General features: G+C 53.8%; 18 protein-coding genes and 1 tRNA gene. All 19 read right to left on the reverse strand.

The features are described from left to right. Positions 1 to 9 precede the first annotated feature (9 nt). Positions 10 to 1485, reverse strand: a complete 1476-nt coding sequence (locus tag U5L73_RS14145) for an NADH-quinone oxidoreductase subunit M (protein WP_322562944.1) — start codon at positions 1483 to 1485, stop codon at positions 10 to 12. A gap of 12 nt (positions 1486 to 1497) precedes the next feature. Next, a complete protein-coding gene (nuoL, locus tag U5L73_RS14150) occupies positions 1498 to 3501 on the reverse strand; it encodes an NADH-quinone oxidoreductase subunit L (protein WP_322562945.1) in 2004 nt (667 codons plus the stop codon). A 4-nt stretch (positions 3502 to 3505) separates the two neighbouring features. Beyond that, entirely contained in the window at positions 3506 to 3814 is a 309-nt protein-coding gene (gene nuoK / locus U5L73_RS14155) for an NADH-quinone oxidoreductase subunit NuoK (RefSeq protein WP_296508048.1), read from the reverse strand. Continuing rightward, positions 3811 to 4455, reverse strand: coding sequence for an NADH-quinone oxidoreductase subunit J (locus tag U5L73_RS14160; RefSeq protein WP_322562946.1), 645 nt, complete (start codon positions 4453 to 4455; stop codon positions 3811 to 3813). Before U5L73_RS14160 ends, nuoK begins: the two co-directional genes overlap by 4 nt. 25 nt (positions 4456 to 4480) lie before the next feature. Next, complete coding sequence (gene nuoI, locus U5L73_RS14165) at positions 4481 to 5002, reverse strand: NADH-quinone oxidoreductase subunit NuoI (RefSeq protein WP_322562947.1); 522 nt, start codon at positions 5000 to 5002, stop codon at positions 4481 to 4483. Between the two features lie 11 nt (positions 5003 to 5013). After that, positions 5014 to 6096, reverse strand: a complete 1083-nt coding sequence (nuoH, locus tag U5L73_RS14170) for an NADH-quinone oxidoreductase subunit NuoH (RefSeq protein ID WP_322562948.1) — start codon at positions 6094 to 6096, stop codon at positions 5014 to 5016. After that, positions 6093 to 8216 (reverse strand): NADH-quinone oxidoreductase subunit NuoG, encoded by a 2124-nt coding sequence (gene nuoG, locus U5L73_RS14175; protein ID WP_322562949.1) that lies wholly within the window; start codon positions 8214 to 8216, stop codon positions 6093 to 6095. Before nuoG ends, nuoH begins: the two co-directional genes overlap by 4 nt. Positions 8217 to 8229: 13 nt before the next feature. Then, a complete protein-coding gene (gene nuoF / locus U5L73_RS14180) occupies positions 8230 to 9582 on the reverse strand; it encodes an NADH-quinone oxidoreductase subunit NuoF (RefSeq protein ID WP_322562950.1) in 1353 nt (450 codons plus the stop codon). After that, the gene (gene nuoE, locus U5L73_RS14185) at positions 9579 to 10055 is read right to left on the reverse strand and encodes an NADH-quinone oxidoreductase subunit NuoE (protein WP_416221318.1); all 477 of its coding nucleotides are present in this window, start codon (positions 10053 to 10055) and stop codon (positions 9579 to 9581) included. The genes nuoF and nuoE overlap by 4 nt, the downstream gene beginning before the upstream one ends. A gap of 11 nt (positions 10056 to 10066) precedes the next feature. Beyond that, positions 10067 to 11320, reverse strand: a complete 1254-nt coding sequence (locus U5L73_RS14190) for an NADH-quinone oxidoreductase subunit D (RefSeq protein WP_313880097.1) — start codon at positions 11318 to 11320, stop codon at positions 10067 to 10069. A gap of 11 nt (positions 11321 to 11331) precedes the next feature. Next, complete coding sequence (locus U5L73_RS14195; protein WP_322562952.1) at positions 11332 to 11940, reverse strand: NADH-quinone oxidoreductase subunit C; 609 nt, start codon at positions 11938 to 11940, stop codon at positions 11332 to 11334. A gap of 5 nt (positions 11941 to 11945) precedes the next feature. Beyond that, a complete protein-coding gene (locus U5L73_RS14200) occupies positions 11946 to 12425 on the reverse strand; it encodes an NADH-quinone oxidoreductase subunit B family protein (protein WP_322562953.1) in 480 nt (159 codons plus the stop codon). A gap of 4 nt (positions 12426 to 12429) precedes the next feature. Then, a complete protein-coding gene (locus U5L73_RS14205) occupies positions 12430 to 12789 on the reverse strand; it encodes an NADH-quinone oxidoreductase subunit A (protein ID WP_322562954.1) in 360 nt (119 codons plus the stop codon). Between the two features lie 65 nt (positions 12790 to 12854). Continuing rightward, a tRNA-Leu gene (locus tag U5L73_RS14210) sits at positions 12855 to 12939 on the reverse strand. A 116-nt stretch (positions 12940 to 13055) separates the two neighbouring features. Next, complete coding sequence (secG, locus tag U5L73_RS14215; protein WP_313880094.1) at positions 13056 to 13400, reverse strand: preprotein translocase subunit SecG; 345 nt, start codon at positions 13398 to 13400, stop codon at positions 13056 to 13058. Between the two features lie 32 nt (positions 13401 to 13432). Continuing rightward, positions 13433 to 14173, reverse strand: coding sequence for a triose-phosphate isomerase (tpiA, locus tag U5L73_RS14220; protein ID WP_322562955.1), 741 nt, complete (start codon positions 14171 to 14173; stop codon positions 13433 to 13435). Further along, the gene (locus U5L73_RS14225) at positions 14170 to 15183 is read right to left on the reverse strand and encodes an NAD(P)H-quinone oxidoreductase (RefSeq protein WP_322562956.1); all 1014 of its coding nucleotides are present in this window, start codon (positions 15181 to 15183) and stop codon (positions 14170 to 14172) included. Before U5L73_RS14225 ends, tpiA begins: the two co-directional genes overlap by 4 nt. A 68-nt stretch (positions 15184 to 15251) precedes the next feature. Continuing rightward, positions 15252 to 17357 (reverse strand): polyribonucleotide nucleotidyltransferase, encoded by a 2106-nt coding sequence (gene pnp / locus U5L73_RS14230; protein ID WP_322562957.1) that lies wholly within the window; start codon positions 17355 to 17357, stop codon positions 15252 to 15254. Positions 17358 to 17576: 219 nt separating this feature from the next. Further along, positions 17577 to 17843, reverse strand: coding sequence for a 30S ribosomal protein S15 (rpsO, locus tag U5L73_RS14235; RefSeq protein WP_322562958.1), 267 nt, complete (start codon positions 17841 to 17843; stop codon positions 17577 to 17579). Positions 17844 to 17972 lie beyond the last annotated feature (129 nt).

Consider the following 17972-nt stretch of genomic DNA (forward strand, 5'->3'; position numbering starts at 1 on the left):
TCAGTTTGATCAGTTCAACTTGGAAATAGCGACGTGCTTCAGCAGCTCAGCAACGGAGACATCCATCACGTCGGTAAACGGCTTGGGATACAAGCCCATGGCCAGGACCGCAATCGCCAACAGAGCAAGCATCAAAAACTCACGCGCATTGATATCAGTCAATCCCTTGACATCATCATTGACCACAGGGCCCAAGTAGACGCGCTTGAACATCCACAAAGTGTAGGCTGCGCCAAAAATCAGAGCGCTTGCGGATGCGAAGCCGACCCAGAAGTTGAACTTCACGGCACCCAAGATAACCATCCATTCGCCGACGAATCCGGCGGTTCCCGGAAGACCACAGTTAGCCATCGCGAAAAACAAACCGAACGCCGCAAATTTCGGCATGGTGTTGACCACACCGCCATAACTAGAGATCTCACGCGAGTGGACCCGGTCGTACAAAACTCCAATCGACAAGAACATGGCGCCAGAAACGAAGCCGTGAGCAATCATTTGGACCAAGCCACCCGACACACCCAAATCGTTGAAGATGAAGAAACCCAAGGTTACGAACCCCATGTGGGCAACGGACGAGTAAGCCACCAGCTTTTTCATGTCCTGCTGAACCATAGCGACCAAGCCCACATAGACCACAGCCACCAAGGACAGACCCACCATCAAGCTACCCCATGTGTGCGCAGCATCTGGGGCAATGGGCATGGAAAAGCGCAGGAAACCGTAGGCACCCAACTTCAACATGATGGCCGCCAACACAGCAGAACCACCAGTAGGCGCTTCGACGTGCACATCAGGAAGCCATGTGTGCACAGGCCACATAGGCACCTTCACAGCAAAGGCCGCAAAGAACGCAAAGAACAGCAAAGTCTGCGCTGTTTCACCCAAGGGCAGCGCATGCCATTTGGCCAAGTCGAAACTACCGCCGGATTGGGTGTAGAGATAGATCAACGCAACCAGCATCAGTAGCGAACCGAGCAGGGTGTACAAGAAAAACTTGAATGCGGCGTAGATCTTGTTCGGTCCGCCCCAGATGCCGATGATGAGATACATCGGGATCAAAGTTGCCTCGAAGAACACATAGAACAGCATGCCGTCCAATGCGGAGAACACGCCGATCATGAGGCCACTCAGGATCAAGAACGCACCCATGTACTGATTGACCCGCTCAGTAATCACTTCCCAACCGGCAATCACCACGATCACCGTGATAAACGCGGTCAATGGCACGAACCAGAAAGAAATTCCGTCCAAACCGAGGTGGTAATTGACGTTAAAACGCTCGATCCAGGGGAGGTTCTCAACGAACTGCATGGCAGCAGTCGTGTTGTCAAACTGGCTGTACAGAGGAAGCGTCAACAAAAAACTGCACAGTGCACCAATCAGTGCAACCCACCGCACTGCAGTCGCCTGCTCGTCTCGTCCGAATGCAAGAAGAACAACGCCGAAAGCGATGGGCACCCAGATAGAAAGGCTCAACAAACCCATATTATTTTTCTCCTACTTGAGCCAAACGAAATAAGTCATCAGCACAAAAATCCCGAGGATCATGACCAATGCGTAGTGGTAGAGATAGCCCGACTGTGCTTTGCGCACAAATCCAGAGAGTAAGCCCACCAGCTTCCAGGAACCGTTGACCACAGCACCATCAATGATGGCTTGGTCGCCGACCTTCCATAAACCAGTTCCCAAGAGTCGCGCACCACGTGCCAAGACGTTCTCGTTGAACCAATCCAAGTAATACTTGTTTTCGAGCAAGGTGTAGATAGGCTGGGCAACGCGCTTGATGGCAGCGGGTATCGCCGGGAACATCATGTAGAACACATAGGACGACACCACACCTGCCACCGCGAGCCACAAAGGCAAAGTCGACAATGAATGCGACGCCATTGCAACGGCACCGTGGAACTTGGAAGAAATCTCTTCCATCGCTGGGTGCAAGGTGTGATTGACGTAGATGACATCCTTGAAGAAGTCACCGTGGAGCATAGGCCCGATGGTGAAATATCCAATCAGTACTGAAGGGATCGCCAACAAAACCAATGGCACCCAGACCACCCACGGGGACTCATGGGGAACCGCATCATGGTGGTGGTCGTCATGGTGGGCATCAGGGTTTTGGTCAAAGCGCTCTTTTCCGTGAAATACCAAGAAGTACATACGGAAAGAGTAGAAGGCCGTCACGAACACCCCTGCAAGCACCGCGAAATTGGCAAAGCCGGACGCAGGCAGGTTACTGGCGTGAACCGCCTCGATGATGCTGTCCTTCGAGTAAAAGCCAGAAAACAAGGGAGTGCCGATCAGGGCCAACGAACCAAGTAGCGAAGTAATCCAGGTAATGGGCATGTACTTGCGCAAACCGCCCATCCAACGAAGGTCCTGGTTGTGATGGACCCCCATGATGACCGAGCCCGCACCAAGGAACAACAGTGCCTTGAAGAATGCGTGGGTCATCAAATGGAAGACTGCTACTGAATAAGCAGACACGCCCAAAGCGACCGTCATATAGCCGAGCTGAGACAGAGTCGAATAAGCGACAACTCGCTTGATGTCATTCTGAATGATGCCCAAAAAGCCCATGAACAGCGCAGTAATCGAACCCACCACGAGAATCAAATTCAAAGCTGTGTCACTCAGCTCAAACAATGGAGACATACGCGAGACCATGAAGATACCTGCAGTCACCATCGTGGCAGCATGAATCAACGCGGAGATGGGCGTTGGGCCTTCCATAGAGTCGGGCAACCAAACGTGCAAAGGGAATTGCGCGGACTTGCCCATGGCGCCGATGAACAAACAGATGCAAATTACTGTGACCAACATCCAGTCAGTACCGGGGAAGACCAAGGCTGAAAGATCATTGGTTTTCGCAAAAATTTCGGTGTAATTCAAGCTACCGGTGTAAGCGCCGATGAGACCAATACCCAGAATGAAGCCGAAGTCGCCGACCCGGTTGACCAAAAATGCCTTCATGTTGGCAAAAATTGCCGTCGGCTTATTGAACCAAAACCCGATCAACAGGTAAGACACCAAGCCCACCGCCTCCCAGCCAAAGAACAGCTGGAGCAAGTTGTTACTCATCACGAGCATCAGCATCGAGAAAGTAAACAAGGATATGTAAGCAAAGAAACGGTTGTAACCCTCGTCCTCTTCCATGTAACCCACCGTGTACAGGTGAACCATGAGAGAGACGAAGGTAACCACACACATCATCATGGCGGTCAAGGAGTCCACCAGGAAGCCAACTTCCATTTTCAAACCACCAACGACCATCCAGGTATAAATGGTTTCGTTGAATCGTGCTCCGTCATTCACGACCGACATCAATGTCATCGCAGATAAAACGAAGGAAATAAAGACGCCGAGAATAGTGAGACTGTGGCTAAGCTTGCGACCAAACCAATTGCCACCAAATTTCGTACCAAATACACCTGCCAACAAAGCACCGGCAAGTGGCGCTAAAGGTACGGCTAGCAAAGTCGACGCAGAAAGGGTCTGGCTCATTAGATTAACCCTTCAAAGTATTGAGCTCATCCACGCTGATACTGGATTTATTGCGGAACAGCAAAACCAGAATCGCGAGTCCGATAGCAGCTTCAGCAGCGGCCACGGTCAGGATAAAGAAAACAAAAATTTGGCCGTGCATGTCATTCAAATAGTGGGAAAAGGCCACGAAATTTGTATTCACTGCCAGCAACATAAGCTCAATCGCCATCAACAAAACAATCAGGTTGCGACGGTTAAGAAATATTCCGACTACCGAGAGTGCGAACAACATCGCTCCGAGTGATAGGAAGTGTCCCAGGGTCAAAGTCATGCTTTTTGCTCCGTATCAACTGTCTCAACCACTGGCGCAGACTTCGTAGCGTCCATCTTAAGTACTGTCATGCGATCTACCGGCTTGACACGTACCTGCTCACCTGGAGAGACATATTTGCTGTCCTTGCGTGCGCGCAAGGTCAGTGCGATTGCCGCAATCATGGCGACCAGGAGTATGGCGGCAGCTACTTCAAGCTGAACAATGTATTGGGTGAAAAGCAACTTACCCAAAGCCTTTGCGTTACTTGGCTCAGCTGCAGTAGCAGCTGCCAAGGCGGCTGGGTCATCCACTACCCGGAACCCGCCCATCAACACAGCGGCCATTTCCAAAGCAATCACAACGCCCACAACGGCTGCAAGCGGGAAATGCTTCCAAAAACCAACACGCAGGTTCTCCACGTTGATGTCCATCATCATCACAACGAAAAGGAACAACACCATGACAGCGCCGACATACACCAACACTAGTGTGATAGACAGGAATTCAGCTTTTAACAGCATCCAAATCATCGCTGCCTGAAAGAACGTCAACACCAAATACAGCGCCGCGTGCACTGGATTGCGTGCAGTGATCACTCGAAACGCTGCGAACAAGAGCACCGCAGCGAAGACGTAAAAAAGTCCGGTCGTAACATTCATGATTCAAGGGCTTTCTTGCGGCTATTCATCGGTACTTCGCATCTGCCTGCTTGTTTGCGGCAATCTCGGTTTCGTAGCGATCTCCCACCGCCAGGAGCATTTCCTTGGTGAAGTACAGGTCGCCGCGCTTTTCGCCGTGGTACTCCAAAATGTGTGTTTCAACGATGGAGTCAACGGGGCAGCTTTCTTCACAGAAGCCGCAAAAAATGCATTTGGTCAGGTCGATGTCGTAACGTGTCGTCTTGCGGGAACCATCGTCCCGGACATCGGATTCGATAGTGATCGCCATCGCAGGACACACCGCTTCGCACAATTTGCAGGCAATGCAACGTTCTTCCCCATTTTCATAGCGCCGCAACGCATGCAGACCACGGAAACGCGGTGAAAGAGGCGTCTTCTCCTCAGGAAATTGAACAGTAACTTTCTTACGAAACAAGTAACGGCCTGTCAAAGCCATTCCCTTGAATAACTCCACCAGCAAAAAGCTGTAGAGAAAATCCTTGATGGAAAAGGCCGAAGCCGGGCGAGCCGTAGTTTGTGTAGACATTACTATGCCCCTCACTTCCAAATGTTCAGAGGCGTTTGCATCCACAAACCGACCACCAATAACCAAACCAACGTTACGGGAATGAATACCTTCCAACCCAAGCGCATGATCTGGTCATAACGAAAACGGGGGAAGGTAGCACGTACCCAAATGAACAAGCTGACAATCGCGAAAGTCTTGAGTCCCAACCAGATCCAGCCAGGTATCCAATTTACCAACGCGTGGTCAAAGGGGGACAACCAGCCGCCCAGAAACATAAGGGCTGCAAGAATAGAAATAAGCCACATATTGGCGTATTCAGCCAGGTAGAACATCGCGTATGACATGCCGGAATACTCGACCATGTGACCGGCAACGATCTCGGCTTCGCCTTCAACGACGTCAAAAGGGTGGCGATTGGTTTCAGCGAGACCGGAAATGATGTAGACCGCAAAAATTGGGAGGAGTGGCAACCAGTTCCAAGACAAGAAATTCAAGCCCGAGGCTGCGAACTGACCAGTCGCCTGTCCCGCCACAATGTCTGAAAGATTCATGCTGGAAGACACCATGAGCACGATCACAAGGCAAAAGCCCATGGCAATTTCGTAGCTCACCATTTGTGCGGACGCGCGGAGGGCTCCTAAGAACGCATATTTGGAGTTCGAAGCCCAGCCCGCGATCACGACGCCATAAACCTCCATGGAGGTAATAGCCATAACAAACAGCAATCCCGCATTGATGTTGGCCAGCGCCACATCAGGCCCGAAAGGAATGACTGCCCAAGCTGCCATGGCCGGCATGATGGTCAAAATCGGGCCCACAAAGAACAAACCTCTGTTCGCAGCTGTAGGGACCAAAATTTCTTTGGTCAATAGCTTCAACGCATCGGCGATTGGTTGCAAAAGACCCCATGGTCCTACACGGTTAGGCCCCACTCGCACTTGCATCCAACCCAGGAACTTCCGCTCCCAAAGAGTGAGATAGGCCACAGCGCCCATGAGAGGGAGGACCACAATGACAATTTTCAAGAGCGTCCAAATGACCGGCCACAACACGGATGCCCATACAGGCACACTGAACAAACCAAGGCCTGCGCTGTAAATAGTGTCAATCATGCTGCCACCTCATGTGCGGCACGCGCATCCGCTGTTAACTGCAAGGAACTCGAGCGACGTACCAAGCCATCCAATTGATAGATGCTGGCCACAACCGGACGCACTTCTGCCGGCGTCAAGTCAATAGCTCCACTCACGCTTAGGCCCAAACGGTCAGCGGCTACGCTGCCTGCTTGGATACCAAGCGATTCCAAAGAGGCCAAAACCTCTTGACTCGAATCAAACTCCATGCCTTGAACCGACATGAGGTTGCCCAGTACGCGAAGTACCTTCCAGGCGGGGCGAGTTTCACCCAAGGGCTTCACCACCGCATGGAAACTTTGGACACGGCCCTCGGCGTTCACGAATGAACCGGACGTTTCAGTAAATGGCGCGATCGGCAGAAGCACATCGCTAAACGACAGGTTGCATTTGAAAGGACTGAGGGTCACTACCATTTCGGCCCCCATCAAGCCCTGCTTGGACGCAGCTCCGACAGCGGTATCGAATTCAGGTTCAACATTCACCAGGATCGCCGCTTTCAGTGCGCCGGTCAGCATCTGACCTGCATGAAAACCATTGCCTGTTGGCAACGCTCCCACAGCATATCCACCCACAGTGTTGGCTGCCTCTGTCAGGTATCCGATATTGGCGCCTGTTTGAGCAGCAATCCAGGAAGCAATAGCAACCAAGCTGGAGGACTTCGCATGGTGGGCCGCCGCATTACCGAGCAAGATGGCTTTTCGCTCACCAGTGCTCAGGGATTTGGCTACTGACTTCGCAGCTTCGGTCGAGGTACCGGCCGCAGGTGCAGCAACACCATTTATCTCAGCCAATGCAACGGCAATATCGGCCAGGGTTTGAACCCACATGGCAGATTCAACGACATGGCTTGTAGACAAAGGCAGCGCCCAATCCGCTTGGGAGTCGACGATGGCATGCACTTGTGCTCCAGCCTTGGTAGCTTGGCGAATGCGCTGTGCAAAAAGCGGGTGGTCTTTGCGCAGGTTCGAGCCGACAACTAGCACCCGCTGCAAAGTAGTCAAAGACGCGATAGACGTTCCCAAATAAGGGACCATTTGCGTGCCGGAAAAATCTGCATGGCGAAGACGGAAGTCTACGCTTCCGGATCCGAGTCCCTGAACAAGGGTCTTGGTGAGCGCCATTTCCTCCAGCGTGCTGTGAGGGCTCAGCAATGCTCCGATGCGGTTTGCACCGTGATTAGATTTGATTTGCTTCAACCCGTTGGCAACGTACTCAAGCGCAGTTTGCCAATCCACCGCTTTCCACTCACCGCCCTGCTTGATCATTGGGGACGTCAAGCGGTCAGGACCATTCAGCGCTTCATAGGAGAAGCGATCACGATCGGCAATCCAGCACTCGTTCACGGCTTCGTTCTCCAAAGGAACGACGCGCATGACTTGATTGTTTTTGACTTGAACAACCAAGTTGGCACCGGTTGAGTCGTGAGGGCTCACTGATTTACGACGTGACAGCTCCCAGGTACGAGCGCTGTACCGGAATGGCTTGCTCGTGAGAGCACCCACCGGGCAAATATCAATCATGTTGCCGGACAACTCAGAGTCCACGCTCTGGCCGATGAAAGTCTCAATCTCAGCATGCTCACCACGATGCGACATACCAAGTTCCATCACGCCGGCAACCTCTTGCCCGAAACGGACACAGCGGGTGCAGTGGATGCAACGGCTCATCTCTTCCATGGAAACGAGTGGGCCCACGTCCTTATGGAACACGACGCGCTTCTCTTCCTCATAACGTGAAGAGGAACCGCCGTAACCCACTGCCAGATCTTGCAATTGGCATTCACCACCTTGGTCGCAAATCGGGCAGTCCAAAGGATGGTTGATCAACAGAAACTCCATGACGGACTTCTGCGCTTTGATGGCTTTTTCGCTTTTGGTCCGAACGATCATGCCGTTGGTGACCGGTGTCGCGCAGGCCGGCATCGGCTTGGGCATTTTTTCGACATCCACCAAGCACATGCGGCAGTTCGCTGCAATGCTCAGCTTCTTGTGATAGCAAAAATGCGGAATATAGGTGCCGGCCTTATCAGCAGCATGCATCACCATGCTGCCTTCAGCAATTTCAACTTTTTTGCCGTCGAGTTCGATTTCAATCATCTTGTGGACTCGCTCAAACGTAGGCAGGGACCATGCAGGTCTTGTTCGCCACGTGGTACTCAAATTCGTGCCGGAAGTGTTTAATCATGGCGCGCACAGGCATGGCCGCCGCATCACCCAGAGCGCAAATTGTGCGTCCTTGAATATTTTCGGCAACGTTGTCCAACAGATCCATATCGCTTGGACGACCTTGTCCTCCCTCAATGCGATCCACCATGCGGGACAACCAGCCCGTGCCTTCGCGGCATGGGGTGCACTGACCACAGGATTCATGCATGTAGAAATAGCTCAAGCGCTGCAGAGCTTTCACCATACAACGGCTGTCATCCATCACGATCACGGCACCGGACCCCAGCATCGATCCTGCTTTCGCAATCGAGTCGTAGTCCATCGTGCATTCCATGATGATGGACGCCGGCAATACGGGCGATGAAGATCCGCCTGGAATGACTGCCTTCAACTGTCTGCCCGCGCGCACACCGCCCGCCAACTCGAGCAGCTTTGCAAAAGGTGTGCCCATCGGAACTTCGTAGTTGCCCGGACGCTCTACGTCTCCGCTCACAGAGTAGATCTTGGTGCCGCCATTGTTAGGCTTGCCGCACTCAAGATAGGCTTGACCACCGTTGCGGATGATCCAAGGCACAGCCGCGAAAGTCTCTGTGTTGTTGATTGTGGTCGGTTTGCCGTAGAGGCCAAAGCTTGCAGGAAACGGCGGCTTGAAACGTGGCTGACCTTTTTTGCCCTCTATGGACTCCAGCAGTGCGGTTTCTTCACCGCAGATGTACGCTCCAAACCCGTGTGCAGCATGTAATTGGAAGTTAAAGTTGCTGCCCATGATTCCGTCGCCGAGGAAACCAGCAGCGCGTGCTTCTTCGAGTGCAGCTTCAAAACGATCGTACGAAGCAAAAATTTCGCCGTGAATGTAGTTGTACCCAACCGAGATGCCCATCGCATAGGCAGCGATAGCCATTCCTTCGATGACTATGTGCGGGTTGAATTGCAAGATGTCACGATCTTTGCAAGTGCCAGGCTCGCCCTCATCAGAATTGCAAACCAAATACTTCTGACCTGGAAATTGACGTGGCATGAAACTCCACTTCAACCCCGTCGGGAAGCCTGCGCCCCCACGACCACGAAGGCCCGACTCTTTCACCGTGGCGATGACTTGGTCTTGGGTCAGTCCTTCGCCTCCGTCTTTGCCCAAAATCTTGCGCAATGCTTGGTAGCCGCCACGAGAAACGTAGTCTTGAAGGCTCCAGTTAGAACCATTCAAACCTGCATAGATTTGTGGCTCGATGTGGCGATCGTGGAAACAAGTTTCAGCGCCGGAAGCACTGAATTTTGCGAGGATACTGTTGGCGCTCATGCTTGGCCTCCCGAGGCACGCAGTTCATCCACCAACTGATCAAGCCGGTCGTTCGTCATGAAGCTGCACATCGCGCGGTCATTCACCAACATCACCGGAGAGTCGGCGCAAGCGCCCAAACACTCGCTCTGTTGGAGTGTGAATAGGCCATCAGCAGTGGTTTCCCCCATATGGATTCCGAGTTTGGACTCCAAATGATGGAGGGCCTTTTGGCCGTCACGCAACTGGCATGGCAGGTTCGTGCATACATTCAACTTGAACTTGCCAACCGAACGCTGGTTGTACATGTTGTAGAACGTCGTGACCTCATGCACTGCCATGGGCGCCATGGACAAATGCTCAGCAATCACCTTTTCACTGTCGGTGCTCACGAAACCCAGCTCTTGCTGAACAATCGCCAAGCAAGCCATGACTGCGGATTGCTTTTGCTCAGATGGGTACTTTGCAACTTCGCGATCAAAACGCGATTTCATTTCAGCGGAGATCATCGATCAATCTCTCCAAAAACAATATCCATGGTTCCAATAATGGAAACAGCATCGGCAATCATGTGACCCTTTGCCATCTCGTTCAAACTGGCCAAATGCACGAATCCTGGGGGTCGAATTTTCAAACGATAAGGTTTGTTGGCACCATCACTGACGATGTAAATACCAAACTCCCCCTTCGGATGCTCCACTGCGGCATAAGCTTCACCTTCAGGTACACGGAAACCTTCCGTAAACAACTTGAAGTGGTGAATCAGCTCTTCCATGCTCGACTTCATCGCTTCGCGGGAAGGGGGAGCCACTTTGTGGTTGTCCGTAATCACGGGACCAGGATTGGCTTTGAGCCAGTCCACGCACTGCTTGATGATGCGATTGGACTGCTTCATCTCTTCCATGCGAACGAGATAGCGGTCATAGACGTCGCCAGTCTTCCCGACGGGTATATCGAACTCGACTTTGTCATAGGCATCATACGGCTGCTTTTTGCGCAGATCCCAACCGATGCCCGATCCACGCAGCATAGGGCCTGAAAAACCCATATTCAACGCACGCTCAGGCGACACAATTCCTATATTGACCGTACGCTGCTTCCAAATTCGGTTTTCGGTCAGCAGAGTGTGGTACTCCTCCAAACAAGCCGGAAAGCGCTGTGCAAAGTCGTCGATAAAGTCCAGCAACGAACCCTTGCGATTGGCGTTCAGTTCCTCGATCCCCTTGGCATTCCGGACCTTGCTGGCCTTGAATTGGGGCATGGTATCCGGCAAGTCACGGTAGACACCACCTGGGCGGAAGTACGCAGCATGCATGCGGGCGCCACTGGCGGCCTCATACATGTCAAAGAGATCTTCCCGCTCGCGGAAGGTGTAAATCAGAATCGTCGAGCTACCGCAATCGTTACCATGCGAGCCCAGCCACATCAGATGGTTGAGCAGTCGGGTAATTTCCGAGTACATCACCCGGATGTACTGCGCGCGAATCGGCACCTCGATGCCCAAAAGCTTCTCGATGGCCAGGCAGTATGCATGCTCATTACACATCATGGACACGTAGTCCAAACGATCCATGTACGGCAGGGATTGGATATAAGTTTTGCTTTCGGCCAACTTTTCAGTCGCACGATGCAACAAACCAATGTGCGGATCCGCGCGTTGGATCACTTCGCCGTCCAACTCCAAGACGAGGCGCAACACTCCGTGAGCCGCAGGATGCTGCGGGCCGAAGTTCAAAGTGTAGTTTTTAATTTCAGCCATGCTTGTTCTGCTTACTGCAGGCCTCCGTAATTGTCTTCACGGATGATGCGTGGTGTGATTTCCCGAGCCTCAATCGTGACAGGCTGGTACACCACACGCGCTTGTTCCGCGTCGTAGCGCATTTCGACATGGCCACTGAGCGGAAAGTCCTTGCGGAACGGGTGACCAATAAAGCCGTAATCCGTCAATATCCGGCGGAGGTCATCATGGCCTTCAAAAAGAATACCGAACAAGTCAAAAGCTTCGCGCTCAAACCAATTCGCAGAATTCCAAACTGAATTTACCGAAGCAACAACCGGCATGTCATCGTTTGCGACCCACACTTTCAAGCGCAAGCGCTGATTCAAACTGATGGAGAGCAAATGCGAGACGACAGCGAAACGAGCACCTTCGTACGCGCCATCTTTGTACTCTGAGTAGTCAACCCCACACAGGTCAATCAACTGCTCAAACTGGCAACTAGGCGCATCACGGAGAGACAGTGCAGCTTCCAAATAGTCTGCCGGGGCCACTTGCACAGTGACTTCGCCAAGCGCTATCGAAATTTGCTTTACCTTATCACCAAGAGCTGCTTGAACTGCGGCCTGTGTTGCCTCAGGACTCACTGAATAAATAGTCATATCTCTCAGGCCCGTGCGATGGTTTCGGTGCGACGGATTTTGTGCTGCAGCTGCAAAATTCCGTATACCAAGGCTTCAGCGGTCGGAGGGCAGCCTGGCACATAGACATCCACCGGAACGATGCGGTCGCATCCCCGCACCACCGAATAGCTGTAGTGGTAATAACCACCGCCATTGGCGCACGAACCCATGCTGATTACCCAACGTGGCTCCGACATCTGGTCGTAGACTTTGCGCAGCGCAGGAGCCATTTTGTTGCACAGAGTGCCTGCCACAATCATCAGATCTGACTGACGAGGGCTTGCGCGAAACACTTCTGAACCAAAGCGACTGATGTCATATCGCGCTGCCGCAGCGTGCATCATTTCCACAGCGCAACAGGCCAATCCGAATGTCATCGGCCAGATGGAACCGGTCTTTGCCCAGTTCACTACAGAGTCGTAACTCGTCGCGACGAAGCCTTCCTTCAAAACGCCTTCAATCATTGCGTTACTCCCAGTCCAATGCGCCTTTTTTCCACATGTAGACGAATCCGATAGTCAAAATGACCACGAACTCGACACCGAGCAAGAACCCGAACAGACCGAGCTCCTTGAGGGCTACCGCCCATGGAAACAGAAACGCTGTTTCCAAGTCAAACAAAATAAAGAGAATGGCAACGAGGTAGTACCGGACGTCAAACTTCATCCGAGCGTCTTCAAACGCTTCAAAACCGCATTCATAAGGGGAGTTTTTGGCAGCATCAGGCCTGTTGGGCCCAAGGATGTATCCCAAGATCTGGGGCACAACGCCTACGCCGATACCAACCAAGATGAACAGCAAAACGGGGAGATATTGGTCGAGGTTCATCTTGAGATTCTGATCACCATAAATGCCTGCCACAGGGGTAGAACCTGCGCAAGCTGATTTCTTTCTGGTGCCGTCGGCGAGACTCGAACTCGCACAGCTTTCGCCACTACCCCCTCAAGATAGCGTGTCTACCAATTTCACCACGACGGCGGCTCTCAGCCGATGAATTTGCGTGAGGAGCCTTGCGGCATTTGCTCGTTCATCAGCCTTAGAGTTTACCCTGAATTTCTCTGCCTTGCAGGCAGTCGCAGGGATTTCAGCGGTGTTTATTTTGCAGGAATTTGCGCAGCACCCGATGCAGGGGCCGCTGGCACTGTTTCAACGACCGGCGCTGCGGGAATCGCTTCAAGCACGGAGCCGGAAGTAGATGGGCGAAGGTTGCCGAAGTAAGCCAACGCAAGGGTCGAAACAAAAAACACCGTGGCCAGCACTGCGGTTGTGCGGGAGAGGAAGTTGGCACTACCACTCGCACCGAACAAGCTGCCGGATCCGCCGCTACCAAAAGCAGCCCCCATATCAGCACCCTTCCCGTGCTGAACCAAAATTAGTCCGATCATCGCGATCGCCGACAGCAACTGGATGCTCAGAATGATAGTAATCACAACGTTCATAAATTCTCCTTGATTCAAATTCAAAAAATAATTCAGGCGGCGGCTGCAATCGCCAGAAAGTCCGGCGCTTTCAGAGAAGCTCCACCGACCAAACCGCCATCAATGTCTTTTTGCGCGAGCAGTTCCGCAGCATTCGATGCGTTCATGCTGCCACCGTACAAAATGTGCATGCGATCTGCATGCGGTGTTGCAGCCAGAAGCTGAGCACGCAGCACTGCATGAACTTCTTGGGCTTGCGCGGGTGTGGCAGTTTTACCGGTGCCAATGGCCCAGACAGGCTCATAGGCAACCACGATTTCGCTGATGCAATGCCCATTGGTGTGAATCACCGCTGCCAGTTGCCGCTTAACGACCTCCTCCGTCTTGCCGGCTTCACGCTCAGCCAAGGTTTCACCCACACATACGATGGGGGTCACACCAGCGGCCAAGGCCTTTTGGGTTTTCACTGCCACGGTAACATCGGTTTCGCCGTGATATTGACGCCGCTCAGAGTGACCCACGATCACATAGCGCACACCACATTCACGCAACATAGCCGCGGAGATTTCACCCGTGTAGGCACCGGCGTCATACGCGGACACATCCTGTGCACCCAAACCGATGTCCGAGTTTTGAACCAGCTGCGCCACTTGCGACAAGTACACCGCTGGCACGCAGATCGCCATCTGGCAGGACACTCCCGCGAGGCCTGCGCGCAAGGCCTCTACAAGAGCTGCATTGGCAGCTGCGCTGCCGTTCATCTTCCAATTGCCCGCAATCAGTTTCTTTTTCATGCAGATTCCCAATTCAACACAAGTTTCCCGATATGGGCGTTGCTTTCCATAACACTGTGTGCGGCAGCAGCAGCCGTGCCACCATCGGCCCCGGATACAGCGAATTGTCGAAACACCACAGGACGCACGTCTTTGCGCGACAACAAGGGCCACACCTCTTGGCGCAAGGCCTTGGCAATAGCAGCCTTGAATGCCACAGGGCGCGCGCGTAACGTAGAACCGGTGACCGTTAAGCGCTTGCGCAAGATGGCACCCGCATTGAGCTCCGCGTGAACACCGCCCTGAACGGCAATCAACACCAATCGCCCATCGTCGGCCAAGCAATTTACTTCTTTGCCGAGGTATGAACCCGCCACCATATCGAGGATCAAATCGACGCCACGCCCGTGGGTCAAGCCCATGACCTGCGCCTCAAAATCGTCTGTCCGGTAATTGATCGCATGGTCTGCGCCCAGAGCAAGACAAGCCTGGCACTTTTCCTCCGTGCCCGCCGTGACGATCACAGTGGCACCGCGTGCCTTAGCGAGTTGGATAGCAGTTACCCCGATACCACTACTGCCCCCTTGGATTAACAAGGTTTCGCCGGCCTTCAATGCGCCGCGATCGAACACATTCGACCAGACGGTAAAGAATGTTTCCGGTAGGCTGGCGGCCTCCACTAAGCTCCATCCATCGGGCACTGGCAGGCACTGCGCAATCGGTGCGACGCAGAACTCTGCATAGCCGCCACCAGCGACGAGGGCACACACGGGAGTCCCGATATCCAAACCGGCGAACGCCAGCGCCGCACGATCTCCATCGACGATATGCCCAGCGACCTCCAAGCCCGGAATGTCCGAGGCACCGGCAGGCGCGGGGTACTTGCCCAATCGCTGCAATACATCCGGACGATTAACGCCGCTGGCTGCTACACGAATCAGCAACTCCCCCGCCCCTGCAACAGGCGCGGGCCGATCCACCAGACGCAAAACGTCCGGCGTACCGGGAGAGGATATTTCAAATGCTCGCATATCGAATTGACCGGTAGCGCCCGCCAAGCTTGCGCGAGCAGCTACCAAATCAATAGCAGACCAACGATTTACTCTTGCGCAGGACGCTCGATCAAGGCCTTCATGGACAGCTTGATACGGCCCTTTTCGTCGGTCTCGAGAACCTTGACCTTGACGATCTGGCCTTCAGACAGGTAGTCCGTGACTTTTTCGACGCGCTCGTGAGCGATCTGGCTGATGTGCAACAAGCCGTCCTTACCGGGCAGCAGGTTGACCAGCGCACCGAAGTCCAGAATCTTAGTGATCGGGCCTTCGTACACCTTGCCGATTTCGACTTCAGCCGTAATCTGCTCGATGCGCTTCTTGGCCAACTCTGCCTTCTCAGGATCGCTGGAAGCGATGGTGATGGTGCCGTCTTCCTCGATGTTGATCTGGGTGCCGGTTTCTTCGGTCAGTGCGCGAATCACAGAACCGCCCTTGCCGATCACGTCACGGATTTTTTCGGGGTTGATCTTGAAGCTGAACAGACGTGGTGCGAAGTTGGACACTTCGGTGCGGGCTTCAGCCATGGACTTTTGCATTTCGCCCAGGATGTGCACGCGCGCTTCTTTGGCCTGCGCCAATGCCACTTGCATGATTTCCTTGGTGATGCCTTGGATTTTGATGTCCATCTGCAGCGCAGTGATACCGTTGGTAGTGCCCGCCACCTTGAAGTCCATATCGCCCAGGTGATCTTCGTCACCCAAGATGTCGGTCAACACCGCGAAGCGGTTTTCTTCCTTGATCAGGCCCATGGCGATACCTGCCACGTGTGCCTTCAAAGGCACGCCAGCGTCCATCAGGGACAAGCAGCCGCCGCACACAGAAGCCATGGAAGACGAGCCGTTGGACTCGGTGATTTCCGACACCACGCGCAAGGAATAAGGAAACTCTTCTTTGGATGGCAATACTGCGACCAAAGCGCGCTTAGCCAAACGGCCGTGGCCGATTTCGCGGCGCTTGGGCGTACCCACGCGGCCGGTTTCGCCAGTGGCGAAGGGAGGCATGTTGTAGTGCAGCATGAAGCGGTCTTCGTACTCGCCGCTCAAAGCGTCGATACGCTGCGCATCACGCTCGGTACCCAAAGTGGCGATCACCAAAGCCTGCGTTTCGCCACGCGTGAACAAGGAGGAGCCGTGGGTGCGGGGCAACACGCCATTACGGATTTCGATAGCGCGCACAGTGCGTGTGTCGCGGCCGTCGATACGGGGCTCGCCTGCCAGAATTTGGCCGCGCACGATCTTGGCTTCGATGTCAAACAGCATGCCTTCGACCTTGACGCTGTCAAACTCGACGCCTTCAGCCTTCAAACCGGCGAACACGTCTGCGTAAGCAGCGCGGCAGGCTTGGGTACGGGCTTGCTTGTTGCGGATTTGGTAAGCGGCCACCAGCTTGTCTTTGCCGTGGGCATCAACCTTGGCGATCAAGGCTTCGTCACGGGCAGGAGCCTTCCAGTCCCACACGGGCTTGCCGGCGTCACGCACGAGTTCGTGGATGGCGTTGATAGCGGCCTTGCTCTGCTCGTGGCCATAGACCACAGCGCCCAGCATCACTTCTTCGGACAGCTGTTGTGCTTCGGACTCGACCATCAACACAGCAGCTTCAGTACCGGCAACCACCAGATCCATGATGGAGTCTTTGCGGGCAGTCTGGCCTGGGTTCAACACGTATTCGCCTTTGACGTAACCCACGCGGGCTGCGCCGATCGGGCCGTTGAACGGGATACCGGATACGGACAGGGCCGCGCTCACCGCGATCATGGCGGCAATGTCAGCATCCACTTCGGGGTTCAAGGACACGGTGTGTACCACCACGTGCACTTCGTTGAAGAAGCCTTCGGGGAACAAGGGGCGGATAGGGCGGTCGATCAGACGGCTGGTCAGCGTTTCAAACTCGCTGGGGCGGCCTTCGCGCTTGAAGAAGCTGCCGGGGATCTTGCCTGCGGCGTACGACTTTTCGAGGTAGTCAACAGTCAGGGGGAAAAAGTCTTGACCGGGCTTGCCTTCAGTCTTGCCGACCACAGTGGCTAAAACCACGGTGCCGTCCATGTCCAACAGCACAGCGCCGGTGGACTGGCGTGCGATTTCGCCGGTTTCCATGGTGACGGTGTGTTGGCCCCATTGGAAAGTCTTGGTAACTTTATTGAAAATGCTCATGGTGGTTCTCCTGTGAGTATCGAGTTTTATCGGGGGGTGCAGGCCACCCCGCCACAGCCCGGATTCCACAACACAGTCCACGATGCCATTCCAGAAACACTGCCCATTTGAGAGCAACGGCTTTGGAATGACACAGCTTCGTTCTGTTTTTGCAGTCTCCGAAGTAAAAAACGCCTGAGCTAGTGACCTAACTCAGGCGTTCGTCATTCTGTCAGTCGCTTACTTACGCAGACCCAACTTGGCAATCAGGGCCACATAGCGGTCGTGGTCCTTGGAGTTCAAGTAGTCCAACAGCTTGCGGCGACGGCTCACCATACGCAGCAAACCGCGGCGACCGTGGTGGTCTTTGGCGTGGGTCTTGAAGTGGGGTGTCAGCTCGTTGATACGGGCTGTCAACAGTGCTACTTGCACTTCTGGGGAGCCAGTGTCACCGGCGGAACGGGCGTTGTCTTTGACAACAGTAGCTTTGATGCTGGAAGCGATCATGTGTTTTCCTTTTGATATTTTGACTTGCGCCAGGTGCTGGAATGGCTCTTGGCGTGCGCCTTGCCCAATGCAAAGCCGCTCGATTATAGCCCGAAGCACGCCCTCCGCGAAGCACAGCGTTACCCGGCG

It is taken from the genome of Rhodoferax sp. (genome assembly GCF_034520025.1).
Classification (GTDB): domain Bacteria; phylum Pseudomonadota; class Gammaproteobacteria; order Burkholderiales; family Burkholderiaceae_C; genus Allorhodoferax.

Coding starts and splice junctions, on each gene's coding strand:
- U5L73_RS14145 (WP_322562944.1), bottom strand. CDS start 1,485: ATGGGTTTGTTGAGCCTTTCTATCTGGGTGCCCATCGCTTTCGGCGTT.
- nuoL (WP_322562945.1), bottom strand. CDS start 3,501: ATGAGCCAGACCCTTTCTGCGTCGACTTTGCTAGCCGTACCTTTAGCG.
- nuoK (WP_296508048.1), bottom strand. CDS start 3,814: ATGACTTTGACCCTGGGACACTTCCTATCACTCGGAGCGATGTTGTTC.
- U5L73_RS14160 (WP_322562946.1), bottom strand. CDS start 4,455: ATGAATGTTACGACCGGACTTTTTTACGTCTTCGCTGCGGTGCTCTTG.
- nuoI (WP_322562947.1), bottom strand. CDS start 5,002: ATGTCTACACAAACTACGGCTCGCCCGGCTTCGGCCTTTTCCATCAAG.
- nuoH (WP_322562948.1), bottom strand. CDS start 6,096: ATGATTGACACTATTTACAGCGCAGGCCTTGGTTTGTTCAGTGTGCCT.
- nuoG (WP_322562949.1), bottom strand. CDS start 8,216: ATGATTGAAATCGAACTCGACGGCAAAAAAGTTGAAATTGCTGAAGGC.
- nuoF (WP_322562950.1), bottom strand. CDS start 9,582: ATGAGCGCCAACAGTATCCTCGCAAAATTCAGTGCTTCCGGCGCTGAA.
- nuoE (WP_416221318.1), bottom strand. CDS start 10,055: ATGAAATCGCGTTTTGATCGCGAAGTTGCAAAGTACCCATCTGAGCAA.
- U5L73_RS14190 (WP_313880097.1), bottom strand. CDS start 11,320: ATGGCTGAAATTAAAAACTACACTTTGAACTTCGGCCCGCAGCATCCT.
- U5L73_RS14195 (WP_322562952.1), bottom strand. CDS start 11,940: ATGACTATTTATTCAGTGAGTCCTGAGGCAACACAGGCCGCAGTTCAA.
- U5L73_RS14200 (WP_322562953.1), bottom strand. CDS start 12,425: ATGATTGAAGGCGTTTTGAAGGAAGGCTTCGTCGCGACGAGTTACGAC.
- U5L73_RS14205 (WP_322562954.1), bottom strand. CDS start 12,789: ATGAACCTCGACCAATATCTCCCCGTTTTGCTGTTCATCTTGGTTGGT.
- secG (WP_313880094.1), bottom strand. CDS start 13,400: ATGAACGTTGTGATTACTATCATTCTGAGCATCCAGTTGCTGTCGGCG.
- tpiA (WP_322562955.1), bottom strand. CDS start 14,173: ATGAAAAAGAAACTGATTGCGGGCAATTGGAAGATGAACGGCAGCGCA.
- U5L73_RS14225 (WP_322562956.1), bottom strand. CDS start 15,183: ATGCGAGCATTTGAAATATCCTCTCCCGGTACGCCGGACGTTTTGCGT.
- pnp (WP_322562957.1), bottom strand. CDS start 17,357: ATGAGCATTTTCAATAAAGTTACCAAGACTTTCCAATGGGGCCAACAC.
- rpsO (WP_322562958.1), bottom strand. CDS start 17,843: ATGATCGCTTCCAGCATCAAAGCTACTGTTGTCAAAGACAACGCCCGT.